The sequence below is a fragment of the Bacillus sp. SLBN-46 genome (assembly GCF_031453555.1).
In the GTDB taxonomy this organism is placed as follows: domain Bacteria; phylum Bacillota; class Bacilli; order Bacillales; family Cytobacillaceae; genus Neobacillus.
Genome location: NZ_JAVIZM010000001.1, coordinates 3,575,965 through 3,592,820, shown reverse-complemented (window position 1 = coordinate 3,592,820; position 16,856 = coordinate 3,575,965). Strand labels below are relative to the sequence as shown.

The following is a 16,856-nucleotide window of genomic DNA, read 5'->3' as shown; positions in this document are numbered from 1 at the left end:
TAGAAGTAGAAATAGAAATAGAAATAAAACCTATTTTTATATAAAAAAACACGTGAGAATTTATAAGCTAACTGTTTTCCAGTTAGCTTATAAATTCTCCTCTTTTTTAATAACTAATCACTGTACTTTTTAATCACTCTAAATGGTCTCATCATGTCGTGGTCTTCATGCTCCAGAATGTGGCAATGCCATACATAGTCTCCTGTGTAATTGTTAAAATGAACGATAACTCGTGTCACTCTGCCAGGTTCAGCTCTTACAGTATCTTTCCAAACTCTGAGACCGTCTTCAACTGGTTTTCCAGGGATTAGAGTTCCTTCGCTCGGATCTAGTGGGAGTTTATCTCCAATAAATTCAATTCCTGTGCCGAATTCAATCCATTCCTCTACTTTTAATGTATTAACATTAAATAGCTGACGATCAAGAATTTGGAACTGCACAAGATGAATATGCATTGGGTGAGATACGTTAGGAGGAACGTTAGGAGGAATATTAGGAAAGAAAACAGGGTTTGCAAATTCCCATATTTCAATACTGTCAAACTCTGGCAATTCGGTTGCAGGGTCATGAAACATTTTATTATTTAACGTTAACATAAGTCTATCGTGTACATCTAAACCTTGAGTAAGAACAAATCTTCTTGTTTTTATGACATTACTAATCTCTAATTTCTCTACAGGTCTAAGTTTTTCGGGGATTTCGCTATGATCAGTACCCTCTATAGGAACGACTTTAAACTGCATAACAACAGGTCCAGGACCATTAGGAGGTGGTACTTCAGTCGTTTCAAGAGTAATGGTCTGTCCTGGTGTTAATTGTGAGAAATCGATGATGACGTCAATACGCTCAGCAGGATCTAGCGGAAATGACGGGATTGCTTTTGGTTTATCAATAAATCCGCCATCCGTACCTATTTGCCAGAAGGATTGTCCGTTTGAAAGGTTAAAAACATAACCGTTTGTATTAGAAGCATTTAATATTCTAAAGCGATACTTTCGTGGCTCGACGTTTAAATAAGGCCATACTTTCCCATTCACAACCATCGTAGTTCCTATATGTCGACGAACGATTGAAGGGTTAATATCTGGTGGAGAATCAGCTCCTCTTTCTGGATAAAATAGGGAGCCATCTGAATTAAATGATTTATCTTGTATCATTAGCGGGATATCATATTTCCCTTTTGGGAGATTAAGGCCAAGTTCATGAAAGTCATGAAGGAGGTAGAAACCTGCCAGCCCAGCATAAATATTAAGTCGTGTAAGTCCTAAGGCATGATCATGATACCAAAGAGTGGTTGCTTGTTGTTGATTTGGATATTCATATACTTCTCTAGTATATTTTGAACCTACATATTTGTTATTACGAGAAAACCAAGCATTAGGATGCCCATCACTATCAGGTGCAACATTAGCTCCATGAAGATGGACTACTGTACGTACCTCTGGATTATCGATAGGACCGTGTATCGTTTTATCCACGGGTAAGAAATGTTCCTCTGGTAGATTATTAATCCATTTTACTTTAACAGCTTGTCCTTTCATTGCTTCAATAGTTGGTCCAGGATACATACCGTTATAGCCAAAGATGGTGGTTTCTTTAAAATCCCTATGAAATTTATGCTTAGCCCGCTTCATTTCAACTTCATAATAAGCACATCCATCTTCTTGTGATTCTGCTTCCAGCACCTCCGGAATAGGAAGCTCATCCCGAAATTTTGGAATAGTAGATGGGATGGATGGGTCTACATTTGAATCATGGTTTTGATTTGGTGGCATAAAGTATCAACTCCTTTTTTATATTCAGAATATTAAATGAAAAAATAGTATTATATGACTGTACTCTTGTCTCTACTAATTCACCTATTTTATAAATAAATACTATAATTAATTGAGGTTAGATAGCGTCTTACTCAGAAGAATCACCAACTTTACTTAGAAAATAGATTAAAAGTGAAAGTAATCAGGTGCACAATCGCAAGAGCACCTAAGAGATATGTACCGATATAAAGTAGAAATTCCATAGGTTCCCTCCTCTTAAGTTTAATTTTGCACTGTGACATATCATAACTTTTGTAATTATAAACAAGTAATTTTGAAAAAATTGTCGATATGCCTCATTTTAAATGAACTGTTAACCACTTTTAATAATTGAAAAAATTGTACATTGATTGACTTATGTCTGTAAATGCATACCTCATAACCATCCTAAACAGCACGGTGCATCCTTCATCCGTGCTTTTTTTCTTTGTTTGCTTTTCATCGGCACATTTACATAGATATTTGTCAGAAAACTAGAATGTAAGGACATCTCTTTTAATAAAGTAAAAGTAAACGGGCGTAAAAAGGCTTTTTAGCGAAAAACATCCGGCAAGTTTCATATTGCGGTAAGTAAAGGACTATTTGCTTTATTAAAAGGGAGGGTTTAAATGCTGCATATTGTTGCCTGTATCAAGCAAGTGCCTGACACCAAAATTATTAAGATGAATCCAAAAACAAACACGATGGACCGTAGAACAGCACCTGCGATATTGAATCCGTATGATGCCCATGCGGTTGAAGAAGCGGTTCGTTTAAAGCAAAGATATGGGGGGATCGTATCTGTTGTTACCATGGGTCCGCCTCCAGCGGTTACTGCGATTAAAAAGTGCATTGAAATAGGTGCCGATGAGGGTTATTTAATCACGGATCGCCGGTTTGCGGGTGCCGATACATTGGCAACGAGCTATGCCGTGACAAAGGCGATTGAAAAAATAGCAAAACAAAAGCCCGTAGATTTAATCATTTGCGGAAAAATGTCCATTGACGGAGATACCGGGCAAGTCGGACCCGGAATCGCAAGAAGGCTCGATATTCCACCGCTGACTTCTGTGAATAAAGTCGTGGAAATCAATCAAGAAGAGGGATATGCCATTGTTCATCGCAAGCTGGAGGATGGATATGAAGTCGTCCGTTCAGCCTTACCGTGTTTGTTTTCTGTTGAAAAAACAATCAATGACGTGCCGTACTCTCCGTTTCCGAACATGATAAAAGCTGCCAGGTATAAACCTCATATTTGGTCTGTGGATGACCTTGAAGGGGTAGATATTAAGCAGCTTGGATTGAAGGGGTCCCCAACGATTGTCTCCAAAGTTTGGGCTCCGCAAAAGCCGGCAGGGGGAACGTTCCTTGAAGGCAACCCAACGGATCAAGTAGAGCAATTACTTTCTGTCTTGCTTGAAAAGAAAGAACTGTTTGAAAGTAAGGAGGGAATGTAATTGGACTTCAAGGATTACAAAGGTGTTTGGGTATTCATTGAACAAAAGGATGACATGGTTGCTTCTGTTTCCCTTGAACTTTTGGGGGCAGGAAGAAAGTTGGCAAACAAACGGGGAGTGGAATTAGCAGGTATTTTAATCGGGGAGAATGTTAAGCATTTAACAAAAACTGTATTTGAATATGGTGCCGATACAGTTTATGTGTATGATCAACCCATCTTTAAACATTACCGGACCGAGACCTACATGAAGGCGCTATTGGAGTGCAGTGATAAATATAAACCAGAAATTATCCTTTACGGTGCGACTTCAACTGGCAAAGACTTGGCAAGCGCGGTAGCTACCGATCTTCCTACAGGTTTGACGGCGGATACGACGGAGTTGGATGTCGAAGAGGAAACGGGGTTACTTTTGGCGAGCCGGCCAGCGTTTGGCGGAAATATTATGGCGACCATCCTTTGTAAAAAATATCGGCCACAAATGGCGACAGTACGCGCCAAAGTCATGAAGGCGCTGAACCCTGAGCGGGGGAGAACAGGCAAGATCTTCGAAGAAACTATTTCGCTACAAGAGGAAGACATCCGGACAAAAGTCTTGGAAATTGTAAAGGAAACGGTAAAGAAAGTAAGAATCGACGAAGCGGATATTATTGTTGCCGGCGGAAAAGGATTGGGGAGTTACGAGGGTTTTCAATTAATTCACCATTTGGCGGAAACTCTTGGTGGAGCGGTTGGTGCCAGTAGGGATGTAGTGGAAGCGGGCTGGATTGACCATGCTCATCAGGTAGGGCAAACCGGTGTGACGGTAACGCCAAAAATATATTTTGCGATAGGAATTTCTGGTGCCATTCAACATATTGTGGGAATGAAAAATTCCGGTTTAATTATTGCCATAAATAAAGACAAAGAAGCCCCGATTTTTCAAAACTGTCATTATGGAATTGTTGGAGATGCCTTTGAGATTGTCCCTATATTGATCGAACAATTTAAACATGCTCTTTCTAAAGATAAGGTAATGAAATAAAATAAGAGTTCGATGCGGGAATATTCTAAGCTGTTTACTAAAACATTGTTGTTATGGTATAAAAGCGGAGGTTTATTCATCTAGATTCTGAACTACACTGCGAAAAAGCTGGCTAATTGGATTGTCCCTTAGAAGAGTAATCAGTAAGCGGAGTTTTTCCGGTTATTTGCAAAATCGAGCTCATTTTGGAGTAGATAAGCGGAGTATTTCCGCTTATTCAAAGAAAAGTGCCCAATTTTTGCATTTTACAATAGAATAAGCGGAATATCTCCGTCTATTTGAGCTAATTTACGTCCAGTTTTCCAAATAGGCGGAATTCCTCCGCCTATTTATTAGAACGAACCTTAAAAAAGGTAGACAAAAGCATCAATGTCTAAGAAATGAGCCATTAATTAAGAGATGCTCCTACTGCTGAGCGGCTTTTTTTGTATGTTCGGAAAAATACATATTGTTTATGAAACCCTTCATCCGATTTTGCCGTCTACTCATCTGATGCTCTTTCGAGATTGGAAAACATTTCTAGGTCTCAGGTCTTAGACCATTTTACAACAACCGCCCGAGGCTAGAAGCTGGGTGGAAAGCCTATAATGAAAAAGGAAATCAAGAGATAAGCAAATGGAAAAAACGAATACCGGAGGGGAAAGAAATTATGCAGTCGTGGATAAAATTTTCTTTAAAGAACGCAGGGGTTATTTTTATCGCTATGTTAATGGTGATGGCGGGAGGTATTTATTCCGTCAAAACGATGAAGATGGAGTCGATGCCGAATGTCGACATTCCGTATATTATCGTACAGGTTCCATATGTTGGAGCTACCCCGGAACAAGGTTTAGAGGATATCGGGAAGCCAATGGAAACGACGTTGTCGGGAATTAAGAAACTAGATAATCTCTATATTGAAGCACACAGTAATGTAGTGGTGGGAATTCTCGAGTTTGAGATGAGCAAGGACATGGATGAAGCCGAGAAAGATGTGACCACAGCAGTTGCTTCAATCAAGCTGCCGGAAGGTGCTGAGAAACCGCAAATTCTAAAGGACGGTCCGTCTGCCGCACCAGTATTTGAGTTTGCTCTTTCGTCAGACACAGCCAATCAATCCGATCTGACACAATATATTAATGAACACATTAAACCAGCTTTATCAGGTATCGATGGTGCAGGTGCAGTTGAGGTTTCTGGTGAGACAGAAAAGCAAGTAGCGATCAAACTTGATTCGGAAAAGATGAAGAGTTACGGAATTACATATGAGACCGTCAAACAAACATTTTTAGCTCATCATTTTTCTTTTCCTGCTGGTCAAATGAATGTAGAGGATAAAACGTTAAATGTTCAAGCTGATTTCAAGCTTGGTTCGGTAAAGGATGTAGAGGATATTCAAATTTTGGTTCAAGAGCCAACTGGTATTCAAAAGGTCAGTTTGTCAGAGATCGCCGACGTTTCCTATAGCAATAAAAAGGAAACCGTTTATACTCGTTTAAACGAAAAGCCGGCTGTACTAGTAGAAATGAAAGCACAAGCAGGATCCAATACGGTTGAAGTAGTGGGGCAGGCAAAAGAAAAGCTGAATGCATTAGATCTTCCTGCTGGCTATAAATTAACCAAATTATACGATACCTCCAAAGAAGTCAAAACGTCTGTCAATGGGATGCTGCGTGAGGTATTGCTAGGTACTTTGTTTGCAGTGATTGTTACGTTCTTATTTTTACGAAATATAAGAGCAACGATTGTAGCCGTCTTATCGATCCCATTATCGATATTGGCTTCTATGATCACAATGAAATATTTGGACTATAGCTTAAACATGATGACCCTGGCTGGAATCGCTGTAGCTGTCGGACGGGTCATTGATGATTCGATTGTGGTCATTGAAAACGTATACCGTCGGACCTTAACAAGCACTAGACGTGATGAGCGAATGGTGTTAACGGCAGCCAAAGAAGTGGGAGGAGCGATTACTTCCTCCACACTTACAACCATTGCTGTATTCGGGCCACTTTCCTTTGTACCAGGGATAATAGGCCGCTTCTTTGCACCGTTTGGCATCACGGTTATCGTGGCACTGGCGTTTTCCTTGATTGTTTCACTAACGGTTGTTCCGTTGTTGGCTAAATTATTCTTACTGAAAATCAAGCATAAAGAAGTGAAAGAAAGTTGGTTTGAAAAAGCATATAAGCATACCTTGACATGGGTCTTAAATAAACGGGCGGTAACGATTGTAATAGCAGTAGTGATGTTTGCTGGATCGCTCGCACTGGTTCCCATGATTCCGAAGAACTTTTTACCACAAGAAAAAGCCGTTTCCTACCGGTTAACAGGAGACTTACCAGCTGGAACCTCATTGGAAAAAGCGAACGAACTTGCTATCAAAGTTGAAGAAGTACTTGTTAAGGAAAAACAAATTAAAAATGTACAAACAATTGCAAATGGGGAACATCTTCGTTTTTCCATTGATTTAAACGATAACATAACGAAGGAACAGACCAGTGATTTTGAAAAGAGGGTAAAAACAGAAGTAGAGAAACTGGATGATCAAATGAAAGTCGCTCTCGCTCCTGTGGGGATAGTTGGAACAAGCGGTTTAGCATTAATGGTCGAGGGTACAAATGCCAAAGATTTAGAAACTGCTGGTAAAATGATTGTAGATAAAATTAAAGATATTGATGGGTTGGAAAATGTTGAATCGAACCTCTCTGGCGTGAAGGAACAGCTTCAATTGAAGATTGATGACCAAAAAGCGGCAGAAAAAGGCTTAAGTCCAATTATGGTTGCAGGCTTTGTTAGACAGTTGATTTCAGGCGATCATGTGGGCGATATGCAAGTGGAAGGGAAAACAACCAGTGTTAATTTGTTGTTGGCGGGAGACCCAGCCCATTCGATTCATGATATCATGAGCCAAACAATCATGAACCCGATGGGGGTTCCAGTCACATTATCAGATGTGGCGACTCTTACGAAGCAGCCAAGTCCTTCTGCATTGTACCGATTAAATCAACAGCAATATGTGCAGGTTTCTGGCCGGATCACAACGGATAATACTTCTGGTGTGCAAGCAGAAGTCGATAAGCGTCTGAAAGCGTTAGATTTACCAAAGGGAATTACCTATCATTCAGAAGGCCAAGCGCAAGCGATGAATGAAGGATTTACAAATATGACGATTGCGATGGCGGTTGCGGTTGTGTTGGTGTTCATTGTCATGCTTGTCGCATTTGGAAATATGTTAATGCCACTGTCAATCTTGTCTTCCTTACCATTCTTGTTCTCGGGTGGATTGTTGGGCTTATATCTGACGAATCAAGCACTCTGCATGCCAGCATTGGTTGGCTTCCTCATGTTAATCGGAATTGTGGTGACCAATGCGATTGTGTTAATGGAACGGGTGAAGCAGAATGAGAAGAAGGGAATGGAAATCAAGGCAGCTTTGCTTGAAGCAGGTAAGACACGTCTACGCCCGATTTTGATGACAGCGCTGGCGACAATTGGTGCGCTATTACCTTTAGCTTTGTCCAGTGAAGGTGGATTGATCTCGAGGTCTTTAGCGATTGTCGTTATATCGGGGCTGCTGACTTCAACTTTGTTAACCTTGGTGATTGTACCAACCACATATCATATTTTAAGGTCGATTAAGACGAGATTTAGTAGAAAGAATGAAGCAACAGTGACTAGCGCGGCAAGAGGTGTTTCCAAGATGACGGGGCTCTTGAAATGATAAGTAATAGTAGAGGGAGGAGTGTTTTTAAAAGCACTTCTCTTTTTTTAGAAAGGGTCTGTTATTATTCATTGTTGATTTTCGTGAAGGTATGAGAATTCATAAGCGGAGAATTTCCGGCTATTGTATATAGAGGAAGCTTAAGAAGCAGATATAAGCGGAGATATTCCGATTAACTGCTCTAAATAAGACGAAATCTAATGATTTGGATAAATATTAGCGGAAAAACTTCCTCTATTTTTAAGGAAATAGGGGTATTTCCCAATTTAAACGGAATTTTTCCGTTTATTTTTCAAACACAGTGAAATCAACATTCAGTAGGTCATCATTGGTAAAACGCCGAAACAATTGTTTAGTCAAAAACCATTGGTTTGATAATAAAGTCATTGTACGTGATGGATTACCCTATGACGAAATTAGAGAAATCAACAAAAAGTATAGAGAAAAGTATTTGAGTAAGAAAATATTTCTTTTTGTAGGGACAACTGCTTTGTTACTTTTTTGGTATTTTGAATAGTTTATTATAGTTAAAATTATTCCAATAATTAACTAAAAAATAGCAAAGGAGTATTCAGCATGGGAAATATTTTACCAAAGGGTCTCCTGTGGGCCTATGATTTTGCAGCTTCAGGTGCTGCATCGATGCGTGTATGGGATCTAAAGACAGACACTGTAATCTCCACTTTTGTTCCAGGAAACGGAACCTATGGGAATGGGAGAGGTGTAGCTTTTGATCCGTCTGATGGTTTTATTTGGACAACCAGGGTAACCGGAGTTGGAGGTTTTGGCGATGGATTCATTCATAAGAATAATCCACTAACAGGTGAAGAGATACTTACGATCCCGGATCCTGGCGGAGTGAATGGACCCGGTATCGGTGCTTTAGACATGGACCCAGATGATTGTACGCTATGGGCGGCCGTTTACCTACCAATTTTAAAAGATGATCCAGAGACGGGGCAACAAGTTTTGGTCAGTCGTTTTTACAATCTTAACCCTCGTAACGGTAAAATTATAAAAATAATAGAAATTCCATTCCAAGGAGATCCCACTATAGATGGGAACGATACCCTTGCCATTGCCCGCCCGAGTGACCTTGGTGGAAAAAAAGTCATTCTGTCAGATGCAGGCGAGATTAGAAATCAACTGTTTGCGGTGGATGTTAATACCGGCATGATTCTTAAAACCTATCTTTTACCCGTGGGAGTCGCGGGAATCGATGAGGATGAAAACACAGGAGACTTAATTGTTACAGATGTTTTTAATAATTTCTATAATCTAGGACCAGCTCCATATAATACTATAAAAGGTGTTCTTGATAACCTCTCTCACTCCGTAGAGGATATTTCGCTTAATCAGCCTAGAAAATGCAAAGGTACAGGACATGAAAGCAGTGGTAATCATGAGAGCAGCGGTAGTCATGGTAGTAGTGGTAGTCATGGAAGCAGTGGAAAACGTAATAGAAAACGAAAATCTAAAAAAGGCTGATAGAAATAATAATCAAACAAATCTCTACCACCTAGCAGTCTATTGCTCAATTAATTTGTCGAAAATGCAAGAATTATGATAAATATAATAAGGTGTTTAGAACACACTTGTCATTAATTGAGAGTGTGTTTTTTCTATGGCTATTGCGTTATAGGAACCAATACCGTGATATTATTAAACTATGTATTTTGGTAATTTTTTTACGTTTAAACAAAAAAGGTGTGTTTGTATGCTAAAAGAAGTTTGTGTGGAGAATTTTACATGGGTTCCTATGGCTATTGCGAGAGGGGGAAATCGCATTGAACTATGTGACAACCTATCTGTAGGAGGCACAACGGTTAGTCACGGGGTAGCTGCAAAAACCATTACATATTGTCACCTCAACAATACGAAGGTCATGACCTTGGTTAGACCTAGAGGTGGAAACTTTATAAATACTAAAGAAGAAATTGAGATTATGCAAAATGATATTGTCCATTTCAAACAGTTAGGGACAGACGGAGTGGTAATTGGCTGTTTAAATGAGTCAGGCTGGATTGATGAAGAGCCCATGCTTCACTTGCTGGATTCTGTGAAAGGGCTGGATATTACCTTTCACATGGCATTCGATCATATAAAACCCGATTATCAATTTGAGGCTATTGATTGGCTTGCGAAACATGGAGTGAAACGGATTTTAACTCACGGAGGGCCAGAATCTAGTTCAATCGAAGACAACCTAAGCCGGTTGAAGGAATTTGTGGACTTTGCGAAAGACAAAATAATCATTTTGCCGGGTGGTGGAATTACAGACAAAAACCTACATTATCTAACTAGTAAGTTGAATATAAGTGAAGTACATGGGACGAAAATTGTGGGTCAACTAGATTTAATCTAAACCCGAAAAAATAGGTACAAATTTTGGTAAATTCCCTTCTTTGAAAACAATGTAATAAACGCTAAAACCACCAAATTCTATTTTTTGGTGGTTTTATTATTTGTAAAAGAGGATTAAAAAAATGATAAACTTATGTCATAATAGATTTTTATTATATTTTTAAATAGAGTAAGAAAGGTAATTTGGGAGGAAGAAAAATTGACTGTTACTACAGCAAAAGAAATGCTAGTTAAAATAGATAATTTAGATGAAAAAGGCTCTGGTCAAGCGGTTCAATGGCTTGAAAATGAGCTTGGAAATAAACGGAAGTTAAAGCTTACTATTCCGCAAACTCTTCCAGGTGAGAAGGTCCGTGTCATCGTTGACCAGCCGGATCGAAGACGAAGAAAAGCAATGCCGGAAGAAATCCTTGAGGCGAATCCAGAAAGAACAACTGCTCCATGTCCGCATTTTGAAAGATGTGGGGGATGCGTATGGCAGCATTGGGATTATAGCGGGCAGTTAAGACAAAAAACTCTTCATGTAAAAGAGGCAATTGAAGCTCAAGGCTTTAATCCGAACCTCGTTCAAGACACGATTGGTATGGACGAACCTTGGCGTTATCGAAATAAAATGGAATTTACGTTTGCTCCTGATGGGTCACTTGGGCTACATGAACAAGGGAACTTCCGAAAAATCATTTCACTCGAATCATGTTTGATTGCGGGTAAGGAAATGGTTGAAGCTGCGATGGAAGTAGCCGCATGGGTGAAGAACTACCAATTAACAGGATATAACAAAGACCTACATGAAGGATTGCTACGTCATTTAATGGTGAGACAGTCTTTTGCTACAGGTGAAATTATGCTGGCGTTATTTGCAACAGAAGGACCTGTTGCCCATTTAGAGGATGCAGCTGCCGATTTAGCAAAGAGAATTGGGCAAAAGTTTCCTCAGGTAAAAAGCTTGTTATGGCTTGAAAATACAGACTGGGCCGACCGAACGCAATCCGAAAAAAGTCATGTATTAGGCGGACGTGATTTTATATACGATGAAATGGATGGTTATCGGTTCCGCTTATGGTTTGATACATTTTTCCAAACGAATCCAACCCAAGCACAAAAACTGGTGGACTTAGCAATCGAAATGGGTGAACCAAAGAAAACGGAAAAGATGATTGATTTATTCTGTGGGGTAGGTACGTTCTCTCTTCCTTTCGCCAGCAGAGTAGAAAAACTAGCAGGCATTGAAATTGTGGAGAGTTCAATTGAATCGGCCAAACGAAATGCTCTAGATAATGGCCTTACAAACACATACTTTTTAGCCAAAGATGCGAGAAATGGGATAGATGAAGTACTGGAGAGCTTTGGGCATCCAGAATTATTAGTTCTAGATCCGCCCCGTTCTGGTGCAGGCGGTAAAGTGATGAGAAAAATTGGACGATCCAAACCAGAAAGAATCGTATATATATCTTGTAATCCGGATACGTTTGCTACAGATATTAAAGAGCTTGAGCATTTCGGATATGAATTAAAGATTGTACAGCCTGTTGATTTATTCCCGCATACTGTACATGTGGAGTGTGTCGCACAACTCCTATTTAAAGAAGGCAACTGACCGCAATGGTCGTTGCCTTTTTTGATAAGTCAATCATTATGAATTGGTTGTTGCTGCTGGTGTAGCGAATTCCGCAGCACTCTTCAAATCTTTATCAGAGATTTTTATATCTGCCTTTTTAAACTCTTCTTTTAATACTTTGAGAATCATATCCTGCGTTACCTTCGAGTCTTTCACTTGATCCGTGAGAGTAACTTTCATCTTATCGAATGGTTGTTTTTCTTTTATTCCTGTCACTTGAATGATGTGATAGCCAAATTGCGTTTTGACCGGAGCGCTAATTTCGTTTTGTTTTAAGGCAAATGCTGCTTTTTCAAAATCAGGGTCCATCACGCCAGAGCCGAACCATCCGAGATCTCCGCCTTTTGTAGCACTCGCAGTATCCTTGGAAGATTGTTTCGCTAAATCTTCAAACTTCTCGCCTTTTTTAAGTTTAGCTTCAATATCATTTGCTGTTTTTTCATCTTCTACTAATATATGACGTGCTTGAATATCTGGCTTATAGGCAGCGTAGGCATCTTGCAACTCTTTATCCGTCACCTTAACCGTTTTATGCACCGCTTTTTTCTCTAGCAGATTTAGTTTTACACTTTTTCGGAAATCATCCTCAGTTTTATAGCCATATTGCTGAATGGTTGGGAGAAATTGATCACCAAGCTGCTCTTTAGATTTTTTTACTTCTGTATCGATTTCTGATTTAGAAACGCTATACTCCTTTGAAAGGACTTTTTCTACAAGAAGTTGTTGAAGCGTTTGGGCTCCATACTTTGTTTTCATAGCCTGATATAGTTCATCTTGTGTGATGTTTCCTGCATCGGACTTTACTAGGGAAGTATTACTACTACATGCAGATAATCCTAATGCACTAATAATAAGTCCTGAAAGAATCAATTTTTTCATTTTTACACTCCTAAAAATAATATTATACTGAAGGTAAAAACTATAATACATAATGATTATGAATAAACAATGAACAAGCTATGAATAAACACATAATAAAAGCTTCCAATTCTTCTCAAAGACAGCTGGGATGATCAAGACTTTTACATAGGAAAATTATTAAAATTTAATGGAGGCATAAAACAATGGAAGAATTCAACAAAGAAATCGTTCCAGTATCTCAGGATTTTTTTGAACAGCCCACTCTTGAACTGGCAAAAGCTTTGCTAGGATGCCTTCTTGTAAAAGAAACTAATGAGGGAATTGCAGCTGGATATATTGTAGAATCTGAGGCTTACATCGGCCCGAGTGATAGGGCTGCACACAGCTATCAAAACAGGAGGACAGCAAGAACAGAGGTCATGTTTCAACGTTGCGGGCTTGCCTACATTTATATGATGCATACACACTGCCTTTTCAATGTGACCAGCGGAGGTGAGGAAAAACCTGAAGCCGTTTTGATTCGTGCCGTGGAACCTTTGTACGGGGTTGGGCTAATGAAAAGTAGAAGAGGAATGGAAGAACTGACGAGTTTAACCAACGGACCAGGCAAACTGACGAAATCATTGGGCATTACGAAAGAGGACTATGGCCGTCCCCTTACAACCGCTCCTTTATATATTGCCAAAGGATTTTGTCCGGAAAGTATATCAGTCGGGAAAAGGATTGGAATTGACAACGCTGGTGAAGCACGTGACTTTCCATGGCGCTTTTGGGTAACTAATAATAAATATGTTTCAAGGCACCAAAAGTCAGAATATGTACTTCTAAAACAACAAGGTTGCGATTTGCACATAAATACCAAATAAATGCCCAAAATAAATAGATAAAGAAGAATGAGGATACCCTTAATATAAATGAAGCTGCACGAACTTTGGAGGGAATAGGATGAGTCGATTGGATAGACTCAGAATGGGGAAAGTGGAAACCAGACATTTTCAACAGTTCAATGAGTTATTGCGATATGTATTCCAAGTTACAAAAAAAGAACTACAAAAGGTCGGGTGGGAGGAACGTGAAATCGCATTAGCCAAGCTACCAGTTTTGGAAAAGGCAGATGTGTTGGGATGGTTTGATGGTGAAAAATTGATTTCGCAACTAGCAGTTTATCCATTTCAAGTGAATATTTTTGGGAGAACATATGAAATGGGAGGGCTGACAGGTGTTAGTACCTATCCGGAATATGCCAATATGGGACTCATGAGTAAGTTGATGAGGCAGGCACTTGCAGATATGCAGCAAAGAAAGCAATCCATTTCGTATTTATTTCCATATTCGATTCCTTTTTATCGTCGGAAAGGCTGGGAGATTATTTCCGATAAGATGACCTTTGAAATCAGAGATAATCAATTGCCAAAGGTGAAAAAGGTTACTGGTTATGTAGAGAGATTAAATACAGAGCATCCAGATATTCGAACGGTTTATAGGAATTTTTCTAGTATGCGACATGCGGCTATGATTCGAAATGAATTGGCTTGGGATGAATACTGGAGATGGGATTTGGATGATTTAACGGCTGCTGTTTATTATGATCGCTCGCACCAACCTCAGGGTTACCTACTATATTGGATTTCAAAAGATGTGTTACATGTAAAAGAAATGGTATATATTCATCAAGAAGCGCGTACCGGGCTCTGGAATTTTATCAGTGCTCATTTCTCAATGGTGTCAAAAGTTGAAGGAAATACCTTTACGAATGATCCATTAGCATTTTGGCTAGAGGATGGGGATATCAAAGAAACAATTACTCCTTATTACATGGCGCGCATTGTTGATATTAAACAATTTATTTCTCAATATCCTTTTAAGGCAGTTAGTACGGATACCCAACTGACGTTTATGCTAGATGATCCAATCCTGGAGTGGAATCAGGGGATATTTACACTTCATGTAAATGACAAAGGTCAAGGAAAGCTATTTGAAAGTGAAAATTCACCTGATTTTTCATTGGACATTCAGACACTTACAACCATGTTACTTGGTTACAAGAGACCATCTTATTTGGCAATTATCGGTCGGCTTGCAAGTGATGAACAGACTGTTGAAATATTAGAGAATTTAATTGAACGAGAGATCCCATATTTTTCGGATTATTTTTAGTAAAACGTATCATTTGGAAGGATATGGATACAAAACTGAGGATGGCAGTGATAGCTTCCTGTGAGCGGATGACATTCCCAAATACAGCAAATTACAACGTTTTTTCGACTTTGTGTTCCCTAGAAGTCGGTGATAAGATAGAAACTACGTTAAAGAACAACTCGCCAAGTGAAAAGAACTGAAAGGAATGATTGGGTATTAATCATTTACAATTAAGTTATACGAGCGAAATGGAAAAAGCGATGCGTAGTTCTCATGGTGTAGGGTATGAAGATTACAGAAGACATCATTCAGTGAGAATGAAAGTCGAAAAACGACGTAAAAAGGATTATTTACAGTGTTGTAGAATGGTTGCAGAATTAGATAGACTTATTCATTTTAATAATCGCTTAAAGATATAATGAATGCTTAAAGACCATCAAAATAAGAAAATGCACTTCTCATTCAAGAGGGTGTGTTTTTTTTATTTTTCTAAAACCCAATTATTATACAAATTTTAAAAAGTATTATAAACGTTTTCGCAGGTCTCTGCTTTAGGTTGATAAAAACAGTGATTCTTGAACTTTCCTACAAAAGGTTGATTATACCAAGTTGGAGGGCAATCACCTGGCGGCTTAAAATACCACAGACTAAATTTTGCTGGCCAATACCGTTCTCCATCGACTGCTCGACGGGCTAAACGTTTTTCTCGTTCTCTGGCTCTTTGATAAAAATACCCATGTTGAACAGCTTCGAAGGCATGAGGCTGGTAAATCATTTGTGGAATTGTTCGAAGTCCTTTAAAGTCTGAACAATTTGCACGTATACGATTAATACCTACATTCCCAACAAGCTGCATACCTCTTTCTCCTTCTCCTTCAGCTTCCGCTCGAAGTAACCTCGCTAAAAGATCAATATCCGAACCTCTTGCTTTTACAACCGGCATTGCGTTTCACCTCATTTTATGAATGTCCTTGCATAGCATCCTTATAGACACACTATGAATAGGGAGAATTTTCGTGCATGTCTCCAAACTAAAATGCTCGTACACTTAGCACAAATGAAGTAAACCAATTATTTGTTGATTTAGAGAGAGTAATGTCCAGTATAATTCGTACCAACTAAAAAAGCAGACCCAAGTGGATCTGCTTTGTTTTATGAAGGATTTGTTGACCATAGTCCAGCTGTTTTAACGAAAACTCTTGGATTAAGTTTTAAACTAGCCACGACTAATTCGGCAAGGTCTTCTGGGTGCATAACGTTTTCTTCATGGCCCTTAACCAGATTTGTATCAATGGCTAAATCAGTTACAACCGTACTTGGTGTTAAAGCAGTAACACGGATATTGTGTTTTCTGACTTCGAGCATGAGTGATTCTGTAAGTCCTAAAACAGCGAATTTAGAAGCACTGTAAGCACTCGTAACAGGCGCACCTTTTTGGCCAGCAGATGAAGAGATGTTGATAATATCACCTGATTTTCTTTCAATCATGCCAGGCAGTACTGCTCTTGTTACATTATACACACCCATTAAATTTACTTGGATGATTTTTTCCCATTCTTCTGGTGTGAGATCAAGGAACCCACCAAATTTTGCAACACCAGCATTGTTGATTAGGATATCAATTGCTCCTAGGTCTGATTTGATATGTTCAACAGCATGAGTAACGGATTCAAGATCGGTAACATCTGCTGTTGCTGCAGAAACCTTTACATCATAATGTGCTAGTTCAGCAGCTACCTTTTCAAGATTAGACATATTTAAGCCGATTAGTCCTAAATTTACGCCTTCTTTCGCTAAGGCAATAGCCGTAGCGCGTCCAATGCCTCTTCCTGCTCCAGTAACTAAGGCAGTTTTTCCAGTTAATGATATCATTTTATCACTCCTAAAATAAT

General features: G+C 39.2%; 13 protein-coding genes. 9 read left to right on the top strand and 4 right to left on the bottom strand.

Annotated features, from left to right (window positions below; translation table 11 throughout):
* Positions 1-113: 113 nt before the first annotated feature.
* Positions 114-1,775 (bottom strand): multicopper oxidase family protein, encoded by a 1,662-nt coding sequence (locus QFZ87_RS18335; RefSeq protein WP_309864417.1) that lies wholly within the window; start codon positions 1,773-1,775, stop codon positions 114-116.
* Between the two features lie 650 nt (positions 1,776-2,425).
* Here QFZ87_RS18335 and QFZ87_RS18330 point away from each other — a divergent pair.
* From QFZ87_RS18330 to rlmD, 6 genes are all read left to right on the top strand, one after another.
* Positions 2,426-3,253 (top strand): electron transfer flavoprotein subunit beta/FixA family protein, encoded by an 828-nt coding sequence (locus QFZ87_RS18330; protein ID WP_309864415.1) that lies wholly within the window; start codon positions 2,426-2,428, stop codon positions 3,251-3,253.
* On the top strand, positions 3,254-4,276 hold the full coding sequence (locus QFZ87_RS18325; protein WP_309864412.1) for an electron transfer flavoprotein subunit alpha/FixB family protein: 1,023 nt from the start codon (positions 3,254-3,256) through the stop codon (positions 4,274-4,276).
* A gap of 649 nt (positions 4,277-4,925) precedes the next feature.
* Complete coding sequence (locus QFZ87_RS18320) at positions 4,926-7,982, top strand: efflux RND transporter permease subunit (protein ID WP_309864409.1); 3,057 nt, start codon at positions 4,926-4,928, stop codon at positions 7,980-7,982.
* A gap of 576 nt (positions 7,983-8,558) precedes the next feature.
* Positions 8,559-9,470, top strand: coding sequence for a WD40 repeat domain-containing protein (locus tag QFZ87_RS18315; protein WP_309864406.1), 912 nt, complete (start codon positions 8,559-8,561; stop codon positions 9,468-9,470).
* A gap of 229 nt (positions 9,471-9,699) precedes the next feature.
* Positions 9,700-10,347: a copper homeostasis protein CutC gene (locus QFZ87_RS18310; RefSeq protein WP_309864404.1), complete on the top strand. Its 648-nt coding sequence runs from the start codon at positions 9,700-9,702 to the stop codon at positions 10,345-10,347.
* Positions 10,348-10,569: 222 nt separating this feature from the next.
* Positions 10,570-11,943 (top strand): 23S rRNA (uracil(1939)-C(5))-methyltransferase RlmD, encoded by a 1,374-nt coding sequence (rlmD, locus tag QFZ87_RS18305; protein WP_309867966.1) that lies wholly within the window; start codon positions 10,570-10,572, stop codon positions 11,941-11,943.
* A 36-nt stretch (positions 11,944-11,979) separates the two neighbouring features.
* On the opposite strand, the gene QFZ87_RS18300 is transcribed toward rlmD, so the two are convergent.
* The gene (locus QFZ87_RS18300) at positions 11,980-12,843 is read right to left on the bottom strand and encodes a peptidylprolyl isomerase (RefSeq protein ID WP_309864400.1); all 864 of its coding nucleotides are present in this window, start codon (positions 12,841-12,843) and stop codon (positions 11,980-11,982) included.
* A gap of 185 nt (positions 12,844-13,028) precedes the next feature.
* On the opposite strand from QFZ87_RS18300, the gene QFZ87_RS18295 reads away from it, so the two are divergent.
* The 3 genes from QFZ87_RS18295 (at position 13,029) to QFZ87_RS25010 (ending at position 15,383) form a co-directional block, all read left to right on the top strand.
* Positions 13,029-13,691: a DNA-3-methyladenine glycosylase gene (locus QFZ87_RS18295; protein ID WP_309864397.1), complete on the top strand. Its 663-nt coding sequence runs from the start codon at positions 13,029-13,031 to the stop codon at positions 13,689-13,691.
* 79 nt (positions 13,692-13,770) lie between these two features.
* Positions 13,771-14,982, top strand: a complete 1,212-nt coding sequence (locus tag QFZ87_RS18290; RefSeq protein WP_309864395.1) for a GNAT family N-acetyltransferase — start codon at positions 13,771-13,773, stop codon at positions 14,980-14,982.
* 230 nt (positions 14,983-15,212) lie between these two features.
* Positions 15,213-15,383: a YuzK family famiily protein gene (locus QFZ87_RS25010; RefSeq protein ID WP_483862247.1), complete on the top strand. Its 171-nt coding sequence runs from the start codon at positions 15,213-15,215 to the stop codon at positions 15,381-15,383.
* 95 nt (positions 15,384-15,478) lie between these two features.
* Here the strand turns inward: QFZ87_RS25010 and QFZ87_RS18285 are convergent, their stop codons facing one another.
* Positions 15,479-15,907, bottom strand: a complete 429-nt coding sequence (locus tag QFZ87_RS18285) for a cell wall hydrolase (protein ID WP_309864393.1) — start codon at positions 15,905-15,907, stop codon at positions 15,479-15,481.
* Positions 15,908-16,116: 209 nt separating this feature from the next.
* A complete protein-coding gene (locus tag QFZ87_RS18280) occupies positions 16,117-16,836 on the bottom strand; it encodes a 3-ketoacyl-ACP reductase (protein WP_309864389.1) in 720 nt (239 codons plus the stop codon).
* Positions 16,837-16,856 lie beyond the last annotated feature (20 nt).

Excerpts from the sequence above, each read along its gene's own strand:
- QFZ87_RS18335 (WP_309864417.1), bottom strand. The coding sequence starts at position 1,775 with ATGCCACCAAATCAAAACCATGATTCAAATGTAGACCCATCCATCCCA.
- QFZ87_RS18330 (WP_309864415.1), top strand. The coding sequence starts at position 2,426 with ATGCTGCATATTGTTGCCTGTATCAAGCAAGTGCCTGACACCAAAATT.
- QFZ87_RS18320 (WP_309864409.1), top strand. The coding sequence starts at position 4,926 with ATGCAGTCGTGGATAAAATTTTCTTTAAAGAACGCAGGGGTTATTTTT.
- QFZ87_RS18315 (WP_309864406.1), top strand. The coding sequence starts at position 8,559 with ATGGGAAATATTTTACCAAAGGGTCTCCTGTGGGCCTATGATTTTGCA.
- QFZ87_RS18310 (WP_309864404.1), top strand. The coding sequence starts at position 9,700 with ATGCTAAAAGAAGTTTGTGTGGAGAATTTTACATGGGTTCCTATGGCT.
- rlmD (WP_309867966.1), top strand. The coding sequence starts at position 10,570 with ATGCTAGTTAAAATAGATAATTTAGATGAAAAAGGCTCTGGTCAAGCG.
- QFZ87_RS18300 (WP_309864400.1), bottom strand. The coding sequence starts at position 12,843 with ATGAAAAAATTGATTCTTTCAGGACTTATTATTAGTGCATTAGGATTA.
- QFZ87_RS18295 (WP_309864397.1), top strand. The coding sequence starts at position 13,029 with ATGGAAGAATTCAACAAAGAAATCGTTCCAGTATCTCAGGATTTTTTT.
- QFZ87_RS18290 (WP_309864395.1), top strand. The coding sequence starts at position 13,771 with ATGAGTCGATTGGATAGACTCAGAATGGGGAAAGTGGAAACCAGACAT.
- QFZ87_RS25010 (WP_483862247.1), top strand. The coding sequence starts at position 15,213 with ATGGAAAAAGCGATGCGTAGTTCTCATGGTGTAGGGTATGAAGATTAC.
- QFZ87_RS18285 (WP_309864393.1), bottom strand. The coding sequence starts at position 15,907 with ATGCCGGTTGTAAAAGCAAGAGGTTCGGATATTGATCTTTTAGCGAGG.
- QFZ87_RS18280 (WP_309864389.1), bottom strand. The coding sequence starts at position 16,836 with ATGATATCATTAACTGGAAAAACTGCCTTAGTTACTGGAGCAGGAAGA.